Raw genomic sequence first — 18183 nt, forward strand, 5'->3', positions numbered from 1 at the left:
GGGGGAGGGTGGGGGTGGGGGTGGTGGGAGACTGGGGTGGGGAACTGGGACGCTGTGTGGCGGCATCCTTTGGGTGGGGGAAAGACCAGCACCATGTGGGGGGAAGAGGGGGAGAGTAATGCCTCGTTGGAAGTCCTTGCCTGATGAACTCGATCCGCAGATCAGGGAGTTCACGAGCCAGCTCAGGCGGGTCGTGGACCGCAGCGGCCTGAGCGTCGCGTCGGTCTCCGACCGTACGGGCTACAGCAAGACGTCCTGGGAGCGTTATCTCAACGGCCGGCTGCTCGCCCCGAAGGGTGCGATCGTGGCCCTGGCCGAGGTCACCGGGACCAACCCGTTGCACCTCACCACCATGTGGGAGCTCGCCGAACGTGCCTGGAGCCGTTCGGAGATGCGCCATGACATGACCATGGAGGCGATCCGGATCTCGCAGGCGCGCGCCGCGCTCAGCGAAGTCGCCGGACCGTCCTCCGGCGGCAGGGGCAACGCGAAGGGCGCCGGGGCCGCCGTCCGTCCGGGCGTCGCCGGCCCGGCCGGGGTCTCGCCCGGCGTGCCGCCGCAGCCGACCGCCTCGGAGGTGAACTCCTGGGGCGTCACCCCGCCGGACGACTCACCCCGGGCGGGCGGGCGTCCGCCGGGTGGTCGCGGCACACCGCCCCCGGCCGCCCCCGGACGCGGCCGCCCCGGCGGCAAGCGGCGGATGTCGACGTTCATCGTCGGGGCGCTGGGCGCGCTGGTGGTGATCGCCGCCGGCCTCTACGTCACCGGGACCGAGGACGACAAGAAGAAGGACGACGCCGGCAGGTCGCCCTCGCCCACCGCCACCGCCGCGAAACTCCCCCCGGGCGTCAAGTGCAGCGGCGACGCCTGCGCCGGCAAGGACGCCGAGGTGATGGGGTGCAGCGGCGACCTCGTGACCACCACCGGGACCGCGACCGTCGGCGCCACCACGGTGGAGGTCCGCTACAGCGAGACCTGCGCCGCCGCCTGGGGACGCATCACCCAGGGCGCTCAGGGCGACCAGGTCGAGATCGGCGGGGGTACGGCCGAGAAGCAGACCGACACCATCACCGCCGCCGGTGACACGGCCGCGTACACCCCGATGCTGCCGGTGAAGAAGGCGGCGGACGCCAAGGCCTGCGCGATCCTGGCCGCCACCGGCGAGAAGGGCTGCACCGGGTAACCCGCCTCGCATCCCGCCCGATACGTCACACATATGGGCCCATTCGGGCCATATGTGTGGGGAAACCGTGGGGACGCGAATGCTGTGCCGAAAGGCGGGCACGCGAAAGGTACCCCCACGGGAGTCCGGCATGGTCGGCCCCGACGGCGGCCGCCCCGCCCCCACCTCTCCCGGACGGGGCGGCCGCCCCTTCATGTGCCCGCCCGCGTACCCGGGTACGCGGGCCGTCACTCTGTGGGACGGGCCACAGGGAGCCCGGCCGTCCGCCGTCGCGGATGCGCGATAGCCTGACCGCTGGATCTCTCTTGACGCCAAGAGATCGATCATGCGAACCGATGATCGATCATCCTGGACGCCGGTCACGAGCCGGAGCGGGATCCCGCACCCCGGGGCAGGGACCGCCCCACCGCCAGCTGTCATACGGAGAACGCCATGACCCGCACTCCCGTGAACGTCACCGTCACCGGCGCGGCCGGCCAGATCGGTTACGCCCTGCTCTTCCGCATCGCCTCCGGCCAGCTGCTCGGCGCGGACGTGCCGGTCAAGCTGCGCCTGCTGGAGATCACCCCGGCGCTCAAGGCCGCCGAGGGCACCGCGATGGAGCTGGACGACTGCGCGTTCCCGCTTCTGCGGGGCATCGACATCACGGACGACCCGAACGTGGCCTTCGACGGCGCCAACGTCGGTCTTCTCGTGGGCGCCCGCCCCCGCACCAAGGGCATGGAGCGCGGTGACCTCCTCGAGGCCAACGGCGGCATCTTCAAGCCGCAGGGCGCGGCCATCAACGCCCACGCCGCGGACGACATCAAGGTCCTGGTCGTCGGCAACCCGGCCAACACCAACGCCCTGATCGCCCAGGCCGCCGCGCCGGACGTGCCCGCCGAGCGGTTCACCGCGATGACCCGCCTGGACCACAACCGCGCGCTGACCCAGCTCTCGAAGAAGACCGGCGTCCCGGTCTCCGAGATCAGGAAGCTGACGATCTGGGGCAACCACTCCGCCACCCAGTACCCCGACATCTTCCACGCCACGGTCGCCGGCAAGAACGCCGCCGAGGTCGTGAACGACGAGAAGTGGCTGGCCGAGGAGTTCATCCCGACCGTCGCCAAGCGCGGTGCCGCGATCATCGAGGCCCGTGGCGCCTCCTCGGCGGCCTCCGCCGCCAACGCCGCCATCGACCACGTGCACACCTGGGTCAACGGCACCGCCGACGGCGACTGGGCCTCCATGGGCATCCCGTCGGACGGCTCCTACGGCGTCCCGGAGGGCCTGATCTCCTCCTTCCCCGTCACCGTCAAGGACGGGAAGTACGAGATCGTCCAGGGCCTGGACGTCAACGAGTTCTCCCGCGCCCGTATCGACGCCTCCGTCAAGGAGCTCGAGGAGGAGCGCGAGGCGGTCCGCGGCCTCGGCCTCATCTGATCGGACCCGCCAGCAGGGGCCCCGCACCGGCCGTACCGGTGCGGGGCCCCTCGCGTTCCCGGCACCCCCGACAGGCAGTGACCGTATGCCTGTGAGACGGGCGATTTCCTCCGTTCGGCCCTTGCTTTCCGTGACACCTCGCACTTCGGCCCCTTGGTTCCGCATGCATACGGGACTCAAGGGCAGGAGCCCACCCGGCCCCGTGGATGACATCTGTGTGACTCGCGGGTGGCTGAACAGGAACGGAAGGCAGCGGACCGATCATGGCGGACAGTACGGAACTCCAGGCACGCGACACCATCCACGCGGGAGGCGAGTGGCGGGCGGCCGTCTTTGGCGCCACCCGCGAGATCCTCGACCCCGCGGACGGCCGGCCCTTCGCCGTGGTCGCGGAGGGCGACGAGCGGGACACCGACCTCGCGGTGGCGGCGGCCCGCCGCGCCTTCGACGAGGGCCCCTGGCCGCACACCCCCGTCGCCGAACGCGCCGCGCTGCTGCGCCGCGTCGCCGGCCTGCTCGTACGGGACCGGGAGAAGCTCGGCCTGCTGGAGAGCCGGGACGCGGGCAAGACCGCCGAGGAGGGGCGCGTCGACATCGACTGTGTCGCCGACGCCTTCCGCTACTTCGCCGACCTGGTCGCCGGGGAGGCGCCCGGCCGCGTCGTCGACGCGGGCTCACCCGACGTCCACAGCGTCGTCGTCCACGAACCCGTCGGCGTCTGCGCGCTGATCACCCCCTGGAACTACCCCCTGCTCCAGGCCAGTTGGAAGATCGCTCCGGCCCTCGCGGCCGGCAACACCTTCGTCGTCAAGCCCAGCGAGATCACCCCGCTCAGCACGGTCGCCCTCGTCGACCTGCTCACCGAGGCCGGACTGCCCGCCGGGGCCGCCAACATCGTCACCGGACCCGGCCACACCGTCGGCGCCCGGCTCGCCGAACACCCTGGCGTCGACCTCGTCTCCTTCACCGGCGGACTGGTCAGCGGCACCAAGGTCGCGCAGGCGGCCGCGCCGACCGTGAAGAAGGTGGCCCTCGAACTCGGCGGCAAGAACCCCAACGTCGTCTTCGCCGACGCCTGCGCCACCGACGAGGGCTTCGACACCGCCGTCGACCAGGCCCTCAACGCCGCCTTCATCCACAGCGGCCAGGTGTGCTCGGCCGGCGCCCGGCTGATCGTGGAGGAGTCCGTCCGGGACCGCTTCGTCACCGAACTCGCCCGCCGCGCCGAGAGGATCAGGCTCGGCCGGGGCACCGCTGACGGTGTCGAATGCGGCCCGCTCGTCTCCGCACAGCAGCGCGCCAAGGTCGAGGAGTACGTCGAATCCGCCCTCAAGGAGGGCGCGGTGCTGCGCTCCGGCGGCAAGCGGCCCACCCCGTCCGCCGAACGCCCCGAGTCCGGCTACTTCTACGAGCCGACCGTCCTCGACCGCTGCCACCGCGAGATGCGGGTCGTACGCGAGGAGGTCTTCGGCCCGGTCCTCACCGTCGAGACGTTCCGCACCGAGGACGAGGCCGTCACCCTCGCCAACGACACCGAGTACGGGCTGGCCGGCGCCGTATGGACCGCGGACCCGGGCCGTGCCCGCCGCGTGGCCGGGCGGCTGCGTCACGGCACCGTGTGGATCAACGACTTCCACCCCTACCTCCCGCAGGCGGAGTGGGGCGGCTTCGGCAGGAGCGGAGTGGGCCGCGAACTCGGCCCGGCCGGTCTCGCCGAGTACCGCGAGACCAAGCACGTCTACCAGAACCTGGCGCCGAAGCCGGTGCGCTGGTTCGCGGGCTGAACCGCGGCCGTCCCCGCCGCGCCGCCCCGCCCGAAGCCGTACGGCGATCCACCCACCTCTCCCGAGTCCCCGGAGGAGTACCACCCAGATGACCGCTCACACCCGTGAACACGAACACGAACCCGAACACGTCTACGACTACGTCGTCATAGGCGGCGGCACCGCCGGTTCCGTCATCGCCTCCCGGCTGACCGAGAACCCCGATGTCACCGTCGCCGTCATCGAGGGCGGCCCCAGCGACGTCGGCCGCGACGACGTGCTGACCCTGCGCCGCTGGATGGGCCTGCTCGGCGGCGAACTCGACTACGACTACCCCACCACCGAACAGCCGCGCGGCAATTCGCACATCCGGCACAGCCGCGCCCGCGTCCTCGGCGGCTGCTCCTCGCACAACACGCTCATCGCGTTCAAGCCGCTGCCGTCCGACTGGGACGAGTGGGAGGGGGCGGGCGCCAAGGGCTGGGGCGCGGTGCCGATGGAGGCGTACTACGCCCGGCTCAAGAACAACATCGTCCCCGTCGACGAGAAGGACCGGAACGCCATCGCCCGCGACTTCGTCGACGCGGCCCGGTCCGCGCTCGGCGTGCCGCGCGTGGAAGGCTTCAACCGGAAGCCGTTCAGCGAGGGCGTCGGCTTCTTCGACCTCGCCTACCACCCGGAGAACAACAAGCGCTCGTCCGCGTCCGTGGCGTACCTCCACCCGGTGATGGACGAACGCCCCAACCTCACGCTCCTGTTGGAGACCTGGGCCTACCGGCTGGAGCTGAACGGCACCCGCGCCGAGGGCGTCCGCGTGCGGACCCGGGACGGCGAGGAGAAGCTGGTACGCGCCCGGCGCGAGGTCCTCCTGTGCGCCGGCGCGGTCGACAGCCCGCGCCTGCTGCTGCACTCCGGCATCGGTCCCAGGGCCGACCTGGAGGCCCTCGGCATACCCGTGGCGCACGATCTGCCCGGCGTCGGCGAGAACCTGCTCGACCACCCCGAGTCCGTGATCGTCTGGGAGACGAACGGCCCCATCCCCGACAACTCCGCGATGGACTCCGACGCGGGCCTGTTCGTGCGCCGCGACCCCGAACACGCGGGCCCCGACCTGATGTTCCACTTCTACCAGATCCCCTTCACGGACAATCCGGAGCGACTGGGCTACGAACGCCCGGAGTTCGGCGTCTCCATGACCCCGAACATCCCCAAGCCGAAGAGCCGGGGACGGCTCTACCTCACCAGCGCCGATCCGTCCGTGAAACCCGCCCTGGACTTCCGGTACTTCACCGACGAGGACGACTACGACGGCCGTACCCTCGTCGACGGCATCCGCATCGCCCGCGAGATCGCGAAGACGGAGCCGCTGGCGGGCTGGCTGAAGCGCGAGGTCTGCCCCGGCCCGGACATCACCGGCGACGAGGAACTCGGCGCATACGCCCGCAAGGTCGCCCACACCGTCTACCACCCGGCGGGCACCTGCCGTATGGGCGCGGTGAACGACGAACTCGCCGTCGTCGACCCCGAGCTGAAGATCCGCGGACTGGAGGGCATCCGGATCGCGGACGCCTCCGTCTTCCCGACGATGACCGCCGTGAACCCGATGATCGGAGTCCTGATGGTCGGCGAGCGCGCCGTGGACCTCATCGGGGGTGACGCGCGATGAGCGCCTCTCCCGTCTTCTCCGTGGACGGCCTGTGGAAGGTCTTCGGCCCGAAGGCCGACCGGATCCCCGCCGACCCCGCCCTCACCGCCCTCGACCCGGCCGAACTGCGTGCCCGCACCGGCTGCACGGCCGCCGTCCGCGATGTGTCCTTCGACGTCCGCAAGGGCGAGGTCTTCGTCGTCATGGGCCTGTCCGGCTCCGGCAAGTCCACGCTGGTGCGCTGTCTGACCCGGCTGATCGAGCCGACCGCCGGCACCATCGTCATCGACGGCGAGGACGTCCGCGCCATGGACCGGTCCCGGCTGCGCGCACTGCGCCGGCACCGCGCCGCGATGGTCTTCCAGCACTTCGGCCTGCTGCCGCACCGCACCGTCCTCGACAACGTCGCCTACGGACTGGAGATCCAGGGCATGGGCAGGGCGGAGCGCCGTGAGCGGGCCGCCGAGGTCGTCGCCAAGGTCGGACTGGAGGGCATGGAACAGCGCAGACCCGCCCAGCTCTCCGGCGGCCAGCGCCAACGCGTGGGCCTGGCACGGGCACTGGCGGTCGACCCCGAAGTCCTCCTCTTCGACGAGCCGTTCAGCGCGCTCGACCCGCTGATCCGGCGGGACATGCAGGAGGAGGTGATCCGGCTGCACCGCGAGGAGGGCCGCACGATGGTCTTCATCACCCACGACCTCCAGGAAGCCCTGAGACTCGGCGACCGCATCGCCCTGATGCGCGACGGCAGAGTCGTCCAGCTCGGCACCCCGGAGGAGATCGTCGCCTCCCCGGCCGACGACTACGTCCGCGCCTTCACCCGCGACGTCCCCCGAGAGCAGATCCTGACCGTCCGCACAGCCATGCGCCCGCCCACCTCGGCGGAGGAAGCAGCCACAGGCCCGGCCATCCGCCCGGAGGCCACGGTCTCGGAAGCGATAGAAGCGGTAGCCCGAGCAGGCACCCCGGCCCGAGTGACGGCCGAAGGCAAATGCCTGGGCGTAGTCGACGCAGGCACGCTGCTGGACGTCGTAGCAGGCACCACAACCCCGGCCGGCAGCCCCCCGGCGCAGCGCCGCGAGCCGGAGCACCCTACGGCCACCACCAGCGAGGAGCAGGTGTGATGGCAACGCTCACGGCGACACCCCGCAAGAAGACACCGCCGGGCATCTCGACCCACCCCGCCGTACGCAAGCTCCTCGTGCTCGCCGCCCTCGCGGCCGTTCTCACCCCCCTCGCAGCCGCCCGCTGGGCGACCGGCACCTGGCCCGGGGAACTCACCGTCGACCTCTCCACCCCCCTGGCCACCGCCAGCGACTGGATCATCGACAACAGAGACACCCACCCCCTCTTCCTCCACTTCCTCGGCCACGTCAGCAACGCCGTCGTCATCGCCGTACGCGCCGTCTACCTCGCCCTCCTCGCCGTCGGCTGGGCGGGAGTGACCGCCGTATCGGCCCTGATCGCCTGGCGCACAGCCGGAATCCGCCTCGCCCTCGGCACAGCCGCCGCGTTCCTCACCTGCGGCCTCCTCGGCATGTGGGTCCCCACGATGCAGACCCTCGCCCTGATGGCCGTAGCGGTCGCCGCGTCCGTCGCGGTGGGCGCCCTCCTCGGCCTCGCCGCCGGTCTGTCCGACCGTATGCACCGCATCCTGCGCCCGGTCCTCGACACCATGCAGGTGCTCCCGGCGTTCGCCTACCTCCTCCCCGTCGTCCTGGTCTTCGGCATCGGCGTCCCCGCCGCCGTCCTCGCCACCGTCGTCTACGCCGCCCCGCCCATGGCCCGCCTCACCGCGCTCGGCCTGCGAAGCGCCGACAAGGAGGTGCTGGAGGCGGTCGACTCGCTCGGGGCCACCGCCCGCCAGCGCCTGCTGACCGCCCGGCTCCCGCTGGCCCGCGGGGAACTCCTCCTCGGGCTCAACCAGACGATCATGATGGCGCTGTCCATGGCCGTCATCGCCTCCGTGATCGGCGCCGGCGGTCTCGGCGACCGCGTCTACCAGGCGCTGGCCTCGGTCGACGTGGGTGCCGCGCTCGCCGCCGGCGTTCCGATCGTGCTGCTCGCCGTCGTCCTCGACCGGGTGACCGGCGCGGCCGGCGCACGCCTCGGGCAGGCGCCCCCGCCGAACTCCCGCGCGCTGTGGGCGTACGCCGGGATCGCCGCCGTGGCCGTAGCGGCCGCCGGACGTCTCGCGGACCGCCTCGAGTGGCCCGACGGCTGGGTCGTCGGCATCGCCGAGCCGGTGAACCGGGCCGTCGAGTGGATGACCGACCACCTCTACTCCGGCGTCCCCGTCGTCGGCGGTACGGCCGACTGGGCGGGCCGCTTCACCACCTGGGTCCTCGACCCGCTCCGGGACGGTCTGCAGTGGCTGCCCTGGTGGTCGGTGCTGCTGATCGTCGCCGCCCTGGCCTGGCTGATCGGCACGTGGCGCACCGCGCTCACCGCCGTCCTCGCCATGGCCGCCATCGGGGTGCTCGGCGTGTGGAAGCCGTCCCTGGACACGCTCTCGCAGGTCCTCGCGGCCGTCGCCGTCACCCTCGTCATCGGTTTCGCGACCGGTATCGCCGCCGCCCGCAGCGACCGCTTCGAACGGCTGCTGCGCCCGGTGCTCGACGTGTTCCAGACGATGCCGCAGTTCGTGTACCTGATCCCGGTCGTCGCCCTGTTCGGCGTGGGCCGCGCCCCGGCCGTCGCCGCCGCCGTCGTCTACGCGCTGCCGGCCGTCGTCCGCATCACCGCCCAGGGCCTGCGTCAGGTCGACCCAGCCGCCCTGGAGTCCGCCCGCTCGCTCGGCGCGACCAGCACCCAGCAACTCCGGCAGGTCCAGCTCCCGCTGGCCCGCCCCGCGCTGCTGCTCGCCGTCAACCAGGGCGTCGTCCTGGTCCTCGCCGTCGTCATCATCGGCGGCCTGGTCGGCGGGGGCGCGCTCGGCTACGACGTCGTCTTCGGCCTCGCCCAGGGCGATCTGGCGACCGGTCTGGTCGCCGGGGCCGCGATCGTCTGCCTCGGCCTGATGCTCGACCGGGTGACACAGCCCACCGAGCGCCGTACGGCGAAGGGAGCCTGAGATGTCCCGTACACGGATCACGGCCGCCGTGGCCGTACTGGCGCTGGCCACCGGCTGCGGCGCCGCCGACATGACCAAGCAGGCGTCGCCCTTCGCGAACGCCCAGGGGGCCAGGACGGTCACCCTGTCCGTGCAGTCCTGGGTCGGCGCGCAGGCCAATGTGGCCGTCGCCCAGTACCTGCTGGAAGAGGAGCTCGGTTACCGCGTCGACACCGTCCAGGTCGACGAGGTGCCCGCCTGGGACGCGCTCAGCCAGGGCCGCGTCGACGCCATCCTGGAGGACTGGGGGCACCCCGAGCAGGAGCAGCGGTACGTCGACGACAAGAAGACGATCGTGAACGGCGGCGACCTCGGTGTCACCGGGCACATCGGCTGGTTCGTGCCGACGTACTTCGCGAAGGAGCACCCCGACGTCACCGACTGGAAGAACCTCGACAAGTACGCCGATCGGTTCCGCACCCCGGAGAGCGGCGGCAAGGGCCAGCTCCTCGACGGCTCCCCGTCCTACGTCACCAACGACAAGGCGCTGGTGAAGAACCTGAAGCTGGACTACCGGGTGGTGTTCGCCGGATCCGAGGCCGCGCAGATCACCCAGATCAAGCGGTTCGCCAAGGAGAGGAAGCCCTTCCTCACCTACTGGTACACCCCCCAGTGGCTCTCGGCGAAGGTGCCGATGACCGAGGTGGAACTGCCCGCGTACGAGGAGGGCTGCGACGCCGACCCGGCGGAGGTCGCCTGCGCCTACCCGGTCACCCCGCTGCAGAAGTACCTCAATGCGGACTTCGCACGGCACGGCGGCGAGGCGGCGGAGCTGCTCAGGAACCTCAACTGGACGACCGAGGACCAGAACGAGGTCTCCCTGCTGATCGCCGAGCAGAAGCTGTCGCCCCGGGAGGCGGCGAGGAAGTGGGTGGACGGCCACGAGTCCACCTGGCGGGCGTGGCTGCCCTGACCACCCGCTTCACCAGTCGGTGGCGCCCGGCGGGATCCGTCGGGCGACCATCAGCCGGTTCCAGCTGTTGATCGCGGCGATCAGCGCGACGAGGTGGGCGAGCCGGGCGGCGTCGAAGTGCGCCGCCGCCCGCTCGTACACCTCGTCGGGTACGAACCCCTCCGTCAGCAGGGTGACCGACTCCGTCAGCTCCAGCGCGGCCCGCTCCCGTGCGTCGAAGACATCGTCCCCGGCCTCCTCCCAGGCGCTCAGCAGACCGAGCTGCGCCTCGCGCACCACCCCGCCCTTGCGGGCGAGCGCGAGGTGCATGTCCAGACAGAACGCGCAGTGGTTGAGCTGCGAGGCCCGGATCTGGACCAGCTCGGCCAGACCGGGATCGCCGAGGCCCTTCCCGGCGGCGGCGCCCATCGCGCGCAGCGCGCCGCGGACCCCGTCGTCGAGGCGGGTCGTACGAGCCGTCACGCGTACTGTCCCGGCGTGTAGTGGCCCGGCGTCAGCCGGCAGGTCACGCCGAACCGGTTCCACGCGTTGATCACCGTGATCGCGGCGATCAGATGCGCCAGTTCGGCCTCGTCGAAGTGCTTGGCGGCCGTCTCGTACACCTCGTCGGGCACGAATCCGTCCGTCAGGACGGTGATCGCCTCGGTCAGTTCGATCGCCGCGAGCTCCCGCTCCGTGTAGAAGTGCCGCGACTCGTCCCAGGCGGAGAGCTGCACGACACGCTCCACGCTCTCGCCGGCCGCGAGCGCGTCCTTGGTGTGCATGTCCAGGCAGAAGGCACAGTGGTTGAGCTGGGAGGCACGGATGTTCACCAGGTGCTGCAGGCCGGGGTCCACGCCCTCGGAGGCGGCCTTCGAGAGCCGCAGCATCGCCTTCCAGACCTCGGGGGCGTGCCGGGACCACTCCAGCCGGGGGGCCCGCTCGGGGGCGAAGGAGTGGGTGGCGGTATCGGTGTGTGTCGTCATGCCACCGAGACTAGAAGCGGGGCGGCCCAGGAGTATGGTCCACTTCCATGGCAGAACGCTGGGCCACTTTCGGCATCGACCTCCACCTCGAACCGTCCGGTCCCGGCCTGCGCCGCGGCCTGACCGACGCCCTGCGCGAGGCCGTGCGCACCGGCCGGCTCGCCCCCGGCACCCGGCTGCCGTCCTCCCGCTCCCTCGCCGCCGACCTGGGCCTCGCCCGCAACACCGTCGCCGACGCCTACGCCGATCTGGCCGCCGAGGGCTGGCTCACGGCCCGCCAGGGCTCCGGCACCCGCGTCGCCGACCGCGCCGCCGCCGGCCCGCCCACACGCCGGCCCTCCCCTCGCCGCACCCCCGGGCGGCTTCCGTACAACCTGGTCCCGGGCACCCCGGACCTCGCCACCTTCCCCCGCGCCGCATGGCTCAAGGCCACCCGCCGCGCCCTCGCCGCCGCCCCGCACGAAGCCTTCGGCTACGGCGATCCGCGGGGCCGCCCCGAACTGCGCACGGCCCTCGCCGACTACCTCGCCCGGGTCCGGGGCGTACGCACCGACCCCGAACGGATCGTCGTCTGCTCCGGCTTCGCCCACGGACTCCAGCTCCTCTGCGAGATCCTGCGCGCCCGCGGCGCCCGCACCCTCGCCGTGGAGTCCTACGGGCTGGACCTCCACTGGGACCTCGTCGCCCGCACCGGCCTCACCACCACCGCGCTCCCCTTCGACACCCTCGGCACCCGCGCCGGGGACGTGGGCGCCGCCGACGCCGTACTGCTCAGCCCCGCCCACCAGTTCCCCCTCGGCGGCGCCCTGCGCCCCGAGCGGCGCGCCGCCGTCGTCGACTGGGCACGCCGCACCGGCGGACTGATCCTGGAGGACGACTACGACGGCGAGTTCCGCTACGACCGTCAGGCCGTCGGCGCGCTCCAGAACCTCGACCCCGACCACGTCGTCCACCTCGGTACGGCCAGCAAGTCCCTCGCCCCCGGACTGCGCCTCGGCTGGATGGTCCTGCCCCCGTCCCTGGTCCCGGACGTCGTCGCCCACGGCGGCGGCCGCTCCGTGAGCGTCGTCGAACAGCTCACCCTCGCCGAGTTCCTCACCTCCGGCGCCTACGACCGTCATGTCCGCGCCGCCCGGCTGTGCTACCGCCGCCGCCGCGACTCCCTGGTCGAAGCCCTCGCCACCCGGGCCCCCGAGGTCTTCATCACCGGCATCGCGGCCGGCCTGCACGCCGTCCTGCGGCTCCCGCCCGGCACCGAGCGGTCCGTGGTCCAGGCCGCCACCTGGCAGAACCTCGCCGTCCACGGCCTCTCCCGCTACCGCCACCCCGGCGCCGGGACCACGGAGGGCGACGCCCTGGTCGTCGGCTACGCCACCCCGCCGGACCACGCCTGGGCGGCCACCCTGGACGCCCTGTGCCGGGCACTGCCCTGACCGCATACCGTGCCAATACCCGCAAATCGGCGGCGGGGGCGGGGTCTTGGCGGGGGGCTCCTGTGCGGGGCGGCCCGGCGGTCTCTAGGCTGTCCGCCGCGAGCCGGGAGAGGTGCACCCGGGGGAAGTGCCTGCGAGGGGGAGCTATGGCGGAGTCACGGCGGCGGTTGCGGTCCAGCACGGTGGTGCTCGGGGGCATGGGTGTCCTCGCGGCGGCACTGACCTCATGCGGCTCCGACCCAGACCGGCGGTGCGTGGACCGGGACAGCTACGACTACCTCAACGGCTACAAGGTCGTCTCCGACAAGAACTGCACGTCCGGCACCAGCACCTCCGGTTCGCTCGGCAAGAGCCGCCCGACCCGCGCCGACTGGTACTACGACTCCGACGTCAGCAACGGCTACGCCGACTACGGCACCTTCAGCCGCAGCGAGGCCGTCGACCGGGGCGGCTTCGGCTGCTCGGGCTCCGGCAGCAGCGGCGGCTGAGCGGCCCATGGAACGCCGTACGACCGAGCCCCGGCCGGGCTGGCAGGAGACCGTGGAGGAACAGGGGCTCATCTACCCCCTCACCCGCTACCCCGACGACTCCCTGCGCCCCTACTGGGACGAGAGCGCCTACTACGTCTTCACCCTGGACGAGGTCGAGGCGCTGGAGGAGGTCGTCGAGGAACTGCACCGCATGTGCCTCGCGGCGGCCGACCACATCGTCACCGCCGACCGCTTCGCCGACCTCGGCATCACCGACCCGCGCATCGCCCGCCTGGTCGCCGAGGCCTGGCATCGGCGCGCCGAACTCCCCTCCGTCTACGGCCGCTTCGACCTCCGCTACGACGGCACCGGCCCCGCGAAGCTCCTGGAGTACAACGCCGACACCCCGACGTCCCTGGTGGAGGCCGCGTCCCCCCAGTGGTTCTGGATGGAGGACCGCTTCCCCGGCGCCGACCAGTGGAACTCCCTCCACGAACGCCTCGTCGACGCCTGGAGGAAGCAGGCCGCCCTCCTCCCCCCGGGCAGCCCCCTGTACTTCGCCCACTCCTCCGCCGACGAGCTCGGCGAGGACCTGATGACCGTCGCCTACCTCAAGGAGACCGCCGAACAGGCCGGCCTCGACACCGACTGGATCTCCGTGGAGGAGATCGGCTGGGACCGCCTCTCCGGACGCTTCGTCGACAACGGGCTCCGGTTCATCCGCAGCATCTTCAAGCTGTACCCGTGGGAGTGGCTCACCACCGACCGCTTCGCCGACCACGTCCTCACCACCCTCGACAACGGCGGCGGCACCGGCACCACCCTGTGGATCGAGCCGGCCTGGAAGATGCTCCTCAGCAACAAGGCACTGCTGGCGATCCTCTGGGAGCTCTACCCCGACCACCCCAACCTCCTCCCGGCCCACCTCGACGGCCCCCGCGACCTGGCCACCACCACCGGCTGGGTGGCGAAGCCCCTCCTGGGCCGCGAGGGCGCGGGAGTGACCCTTCACGAGCCCGGCTCCGACCCGACCCCGCGCACCGACCCCTGCTGCTACCAACAACTGGCCCCCCTCCCCGACTTCGCCGGCAACCACGTGGTCCTGGGCGCATGGGTGGTGGAGAACGAGTCGGCGGGCCTGGGCATCCGCGAGTCGTCGGGCCTGGTGACGGACGAGTACGCCCGCTTCCTCCCCCACGTGATCCTGTAAACGGGACTGAGGGGGAGCGCCCCTCCAGGGGCGCGCGGCCGCGACTCGCACGACCGCCCGGCAGACGCGGTAGCCCGCATGGCGGACGCCACCCCCTGGCACCCCGTGCCACCCGGTACCCTGACGGCGGGCCGTGACTGGCGTGCAGGGATGGGAACAACCATCGGGAAGCGGCCCCGGACCCCTCGGGTCCGAAACATGTGCCGCGCGCCTGGGCCGCACCGTGAACGCCGAACGCCACGTCCGGAGGTCCCCATGTCAGCCCCCGAGCAGCCGCTCACCCCCGCTTCCACCGCTTACCGAGCCGCGCTCGACGTGATCCGCACCGTCGAGCCCCGCGTAGCCGACGCGATCACCCAAGAGGTCGCCGACCAGCGCGAGATGCTCAAGCTGATCGCCTCCGAGAACTACGCCTCCCCGGCCACCCTCCTCACGATGGGCAACTGGTTCAGCGACAAGTACGCCGAGGGCACCATCGGACGCCGCTTCTACGCCGGCTGCCGCAACGTCGACACTGTCGAGTCCCTCGCCGCCGAGCACGCCAAGGAACTCTTCGGCGCCCGCCACGCCTACGTCCAGCCGCACTCCGGCATCGACGCCAACCTGGTCGCCTTCTGGGCCGTCCTCGGCGCCCGGGTCGAGGTCCCCTTCCTGGAGAAGACGGGCGCCCGCCAGGTCAACGACCTCTCCGAGGCCGACTGGGCCGAGCTCCGCCAGGCCTTCGGCAACCAGCGCATGCTCGGCATGTCCCTGGACGCCGGCGGCCACCTCACCCACGGCTTCCGCCCGAACATCTCCGGCAAGATGTTCGACCAGCGTTCCTACGGCACCGACCCGGCCACCGGCCTCATCGACTACGAGGCCCTGCGCACCTCCGCCCGTGAGTTCAAGCCGCTGATCATCGTCGCCGGCTACTCCGCCTACCCCCGTCTGGTGAACTTCCGGATCATGCGGGAGATCGCCGACGAGGTCGGCGCCACCCTCATGGTCGACATGGCGCACTTCGCCGGTCTGGTCGCCGGCAAGGTCCTCACCGGAGACTTCGACCCGGTCCCGCACGCCCAGATCGTCACCACGACCACCCACAAGTCGCTGCGCGGCCCGCGCGGCGGCATGGTGCTGTGCGACGACTCCCTCAAGGACCAGGTCGACCGCGGCTGCCCGATGGTCCTCGGCGGCCCGCTCCCGCACGTCATGGCCGCGAAGGCCGTCGCCCTCGCCGAGGCCCGTCAGCCCGCCTTCCAGGACTACGCCCAGCGCATCGTCGACAACTCCCGCGCCCTCGCCGAGGGCCTGATGCGCCGTGGCGCCACCCTGGTCACCGGCGGCACCGACAACCACCTCAACCTGATCGACGTCGCCACCTCCTACGGCCTCACCGGCCGCCAGGCCGAGGCCGCCCTGCTCGACTCGGGCATCGTCACCAACCGCAACGCCATCCCCGCCGACCCCAACGGTGCCTGGTACACCTCCGGCATCCGCATCGGCACCCCCGCGCTGACCACGCGCGGTCTCGGCACGGCGGAGATGGACGAGGTCGCGGGCCTGATCGACCGGGTCCTGACGACGACCGAGCCCGGCACCACCAAGTCCGGAGCCCCCTCCAAGGCGGCCCACATCCTCGACGCGAAGATCGCCGACGAGGTCTCACGCCGCGCCACCGACCTGGTCGCCGGCTTCCCGCTCTACCCGGAGATCGACCTCGGCTGACCCAGCCGAGCCCAGCCCAGCCCTGCCTCGTACGGCGGTCCGGTCCCGCACCGGGCCGCCGTACGCGTGCTCAGGTGTCCAGCAGCTCCTGCCTCGGCCCCGAGCCGCGTTCCCGCCCACGGAGCAGCGGCAGCCGCCTCACCTGGGGCCCCAGCACCAGAGCCAGGCCTGCTCCGGCCACCACGCCCGGTATCGCCCACCACCAGTCGGTCCCGTCGTCCTTCACCGGTGCGGCGCGGGTCTCGGAGGGAGCCGCCACGGCCTGCTCCGCCTGCTCCGTCTCCCACGGCGCCGGGTAGATCCCCGAACCCGATCCGGTGCCCGTCCCCTCTCCCATCACCCCCATCGAGTACAGCAGTTTGTACAGGTCCGACGGGTCGGTGGCCCGGTGCCAGAGGCCGTTCGGCGTCTCGTTGAACCGCTCCGCCGTATGTATCCACGCGTCCTGGCCCGCCTCCGCCATGAGGATCCGGTCCACCCGCCACGGCGTCACGTCGTGCACCATCCACGTCACATTGATCAGCCGCTCCCTCGCCCGTATGTCCTCCGGCGGCCTCGCCCGCGTGCCCTTGCCGACCGGGCCGAGCAGCCGCTCCAACTCGCCGTACTCGCTGTCGGAGTAGTACACGGACGCCGTCTCCTCGCTCTCCGGCGACACCACCAGCGCGCTCGTCGGCCCGCCGGCGGAGGCGGGCGCCGCCCCCCACACCATCAGGGCCAACCCCGCCGCCAACGCGCCCAGCCCTGCCGTCAGTTGTCGAACCCTGCCCGTCCACCCACGCATCCGGACCCCCACTCGGCCGGTCGATCTCCGTACGGCCCGCCCACGGGCCGCCTGTCACTTCTGGTACACCGCCCGACCCGCCGGGGTTCCCACTCGGTCCGCCCCGATTCCGAGCATTTCTCCGGAAGCCCGGCCGCTACCGGCCGCCCGCCTCGCCGCCCGCCTCCTCGACCCCTTTCGCGATCTCCAGCGCCCGCGCCTTCGACGCCACCCCCTCCAGACGCAGCGTCACCCCGTCCGCGGCGGGACCTTCACCGCTCACCGCACCGTCATGCGGCCACAGCAGGGTCGGCCCGGCGGTGCGCTCCTTCCGGGTGAACCGGTGACCGTCCGGACCCACCAGCCAGAAGCTCAGCACATGCGGCCGCGGGAACCACAGGGCCGGATCGGTAACGGCGCCCTCCTCGTTTCGTCCACTCAGCGACAGATGCTGAGGCTGCTCGCGCACGCTCTTGACGAAGGCGAGGTCCAGGCGGCCCGGGAACTCGTCGAGCCGGATCGTCCGCCCGTCCTCCCGCCAGCACAGGCTCATCAGGAACCGCCCCCGAGGCAGCGCACCCACCGTCACCGCGTCCGGGACGCCCAGCGACTCCGGCACCACCGGCGCGAACCCGGCCCGCCGCTCCGCCTCGCCCAAGGACAGCGACCGCCCGCAGCCCGGCACCTTCGCCCCCGGCGAGGGCACCGCCGACGGGTCGTACCGCACCACGACCCCGCCGAAGCCGAACCAGTCGGTCACCGCCGCCCGCACCGGAGGCGTCAGCGTCAGCACCGTCAGCAGCCCGCACAGGGCCGCGACCAGCGACCGCCACCGCGCCCGGGCCCAGCCCCGCAGCCGCGCCCCGGCCCCCGGCGGCTCGGTGACCGGTACCGGCAGTTCCTCGGCGAGTATCCGCCCCAGCACCCTCTCGACCATCGACTCGGACCCCGCGGCCCCGTCCGGCCCGTCCAGGGACCGGCCGAAGGCCCGCAGCTCCTCCCGCAGCCGGGCGGCCTCGTCGTCGGACCGCTCACTCACGCCTCTCACCCCCTTCCCGGGGCCGGAAGTCCGGCAGCAGGCGCTCCAGCTTGCGCAGGGCGCGGTTCAGCCGCGACTTCACCGTGCCCCGGGGCCAGCCCAGGGCCTGGGCGGTCTCCCGCTCGTCCATCTCCAGCAGATAGCGGTAGGTGACGACCAGCCGGTGCTCCTCGCTCAGTTTCTCCAGCGCGGCCGCCAGCACCCCGCGGCGCTCCGACTCCAGCGTCGCCACCGCCGGATCGGCCGAGTCGGGTATCACCGGCTCCGCCTCCACCAGCGCCGCCTCCCGGCCGGCGAGCGTGTACCGCCGCATGGCGGCGCGCACTGTGTTCCTCGTCTCATTGGCCACGATCGACAGCAGCCACGGCCGGAACGCCATGTCGTCCCGGAACCGGCCCAGCGCGCAGTACGCCTTCACGAAGGCCTGCTGCACCACGTCCTCCGCGTCCGACCCCGCCCCGAGCGCGGCGGCCGCCCTGAGCGCGATGCCCGTATGGGCCCGCACCAGCTCCGCGTACGCCTCGGGCTCCCCGGCGCGTACGCGTGCGATCACCG

General features: G+C 72.2%; 16 protein-coding genes. 11 read left to right on the forward strand and 5 right to left on the reverse strand.

The features are described from left to right. The first annotated feature begins 118 nt into the window (after positions 1-118). The 7 genes from IF28_RS0133655 (at position 119) to IF28_RS0133685 (ending at position 10038) form a co-directional block, all read left to right on the forward strand. Complete coding sequence (locus IF28_RS0133655) at positions 119-1183, forward strand: helix-turn-helix domain-containing protein (RefSeq protein WP_078621618.1); 1065 nt, start codon at positions 119-121, stop codon at positions 1181-1183. A 432-nt stretch (positions 1184-1615) separates the two neighbouring features. Continuing rightward, complete coding sequence (locus IF28_RS0133660) at positions 1616-2605, forward strand: malate dehydrogenase (RefSeq protein ID WP_030228667.1); 990 nt, start codon at positions 1616-1618, stop codon at positions 2603-2605. A gap of 263 nt (positions 2606-2868) precedes the next feature. Then, positions 2869-4389: an aldehyde dehydrogenase family protein gene (locus IF28_RS0133665; protein WP_030228669.1), complete on the forward strand. Its 1521-nt coding sequence runs from the start codon at positions 2869-2871 to the stop codon at positions 4387-4389. 88 nt (positions 4390-4477) lie between these two features. Then, positions 4478-6034: a GMC family oxidoreductase gene (locus tag IF28_RS0133670; protein ID WP_030228671.1), complete on the forward strand. Its 1557-nt coding sequence runs from the start codon at positions 4478-4480 to the stop codon at positions 6032-6034. Continuing rightward, positions 6031-7137, forward strand: a complete 1107-nt coding sequence (locus tag IF28_RS0133675; RefSeq protein ID WP_037894611.1) for a quaternary amine ABC transporter ATP-binding protein — start codon at positions 6031-6033, stop codon at positions 7135-7137. Before IF28_RS0133670 ends, IF28_RS0133675 begins: the two co-directional genes overlap by 4 nt. Next, positions 7137-9086, forward strand: coding sequence for an ABC transporter permease (locus IF28_RS0133680; RefSeq protein ID WP_030228676.1), 1950 nt, complete (start codon positions 7137-7139; stop codon positions 9084-9086). The genes IF28_RS0133675 and IF28_RS0133680 overlap by 1 nt, the downstream gene beginning before the upstream one ends. 1 nt (position 9087) lies before the next feature. Further along, on the forward strand, positions 9088-10038 hold the full coding sequence (locus IF28_RS0133685; protein ID WP_030228680.1) for an ABC transporter substrate-binding protein: 951 nt from the start codon (positions 9088-9090) through the stop codon (positions 10036-10038). 9 nt (positions 10039-10047) lie between these two features. Here the strand turns inward: IF28_RS0133685 and IF28_RS0133690 are convergent, their stop codons facing one another. Together IF28_RS0133690 and IF28_RS0133695 are read right to left on the reverse strand one after the other, a co-directional pair. Then, the gene (locus IF28_RS0133690; protein ID WP_030228683.1) at positions 10048-10500 is read right to left on the reverse strand and encodes a carboxymuconolactone decarboxylase family protein; all 453 of its coding nucleotides are present in this window, start codon (positions 10498-10500) and stop codon (positions 10048-10050) included. Then, positions 10497-11003, reverse strand: a complete 507-nt coding sequence (locus IF28_RS0133695) for a carboxymuconolactone decarboxylase family protein (RefSeq protein WP_030228686.1) — start codon at positions 11001-11003, stop codon at positions 10497-10499. Before IF28_RS0133695 ends, IF28_RS0133690 begins: the two co-directional genes overlap by 4 nt. A 47-nt stretch (positions 11004-11050) precedes the next feature. Here IF28_RS0133695 and IF28_RS0133700 point away from each other — a divergent pair, with 47 nt between their 5' ends. The 4 genes from IF28_RS0133700 to IF28_RS0133715 all read left to right on the forward strand — a co-directional run bounded on the left by IF28_RS0133700 (position 11051) and on the right by IF28_RS0133715 (position 15826). Further along, on the forward strand, positions 11051-12436 hold the full coding sequence (locus IF28_RS0133700) for a PLP-dependent aminotransferase family protein (protein WP_030228689.1): 1386 nt from the start codon (positions 11051-11053) through the stop codon (positions 12434-12436). 146 nt (positions 12437-12582) lie between these two features. Beyond that, positions 12583-12924 (forward strand): hypothetical protein, encoded by a 342-nt coding sequence (locus IF28_RS0133705; protein WP_030228692.1) that lies wholly within the window; start codon positions 12583-12585, stop codon positions 12922-12924. Positions 12925-12931: 7 nt separating this feature from the next. After that, entirely contained in the window at positions 12932-14116 is a 1185-nt protein-coding gene (locus tag IF28_RS0133710) for a glutathionylspermidine synthase family protein (RefSeq protein WP_030228695.1), read from the forward strand. Positions 14117-14371: 255 nt separating this feature from the next. Then, on the forward strand, positions 14372-15826 hold the full coding sequence (locus tag IF28_RS0133715) for a glycine hydroxymethyltransferase (RefSeq protein WP_030228698.1): 1455 nt from the start codon (positions 14372-14374) through the stop codon (positions 15824-15826). Between the two features lie 70 nt (positions 15827-15896). Here the strand turns inward: IF28_RS0133715 and IF28_RS0133720 are convergent, their stop codons facing one another. The 3 genes from IF28_RS0133720 to IF28_RS0133730 all read right to left on the reverse strand — a co-directional run bounded on the left by IF28_RS0133720 (position 15897) and on the right by IF28_RS0133730 (position 18181). Continuing rightward, on the reverse strand, positions 15897-16538 hold the full coding sequence (locus tag IF28_RS0133720; RefSeq protein WP_234325402.1) for a hypothetical protein: 642 nt from the start codon (positions 16536-16538) through the stop codon (positions 15897-15899). Positions 16539-16746: 208 nt separating this feature from the next. Continuing rightward, positions 16747-17628 (reverse strand): hypothetical protein, encoded by an 882-nt coding sequence (locus tag IF28_RS0133725; RefSeq protein ID WP_030228704.1) that lies wholly within the window; start codon positions 17626-17628, stop codon positions 16747-16749. Beyond that, on the reverse strand, positions 17621-18181 hold the full coding sequence (locus IF28_RS0133730; protein WP_030228706.1) for an RNA polymerase sigma factor: 561 nt from the start codon (positions 18179-18181) through the stop codon (positions 17621-17623). The genes IF28_RS0133725 and IF28_RS0133730 overlap by 8 nt, the downstream gene beginning before the upstream one ends. Between the last annotated feature and the right edge of the window lie 2 nt (positions 18182-18183).

Origin of the sequence: Streptomyces sp. NRRL WC-3626 (assembly GCF_000718785.1) — a bacterium.
Classification (GTDB): Bacteria; Actinomycetota; Actinomycetes; order Streptomycetales; family Streptomycetaceae; genus Streptomyces; species Streptomyces edwardsiae.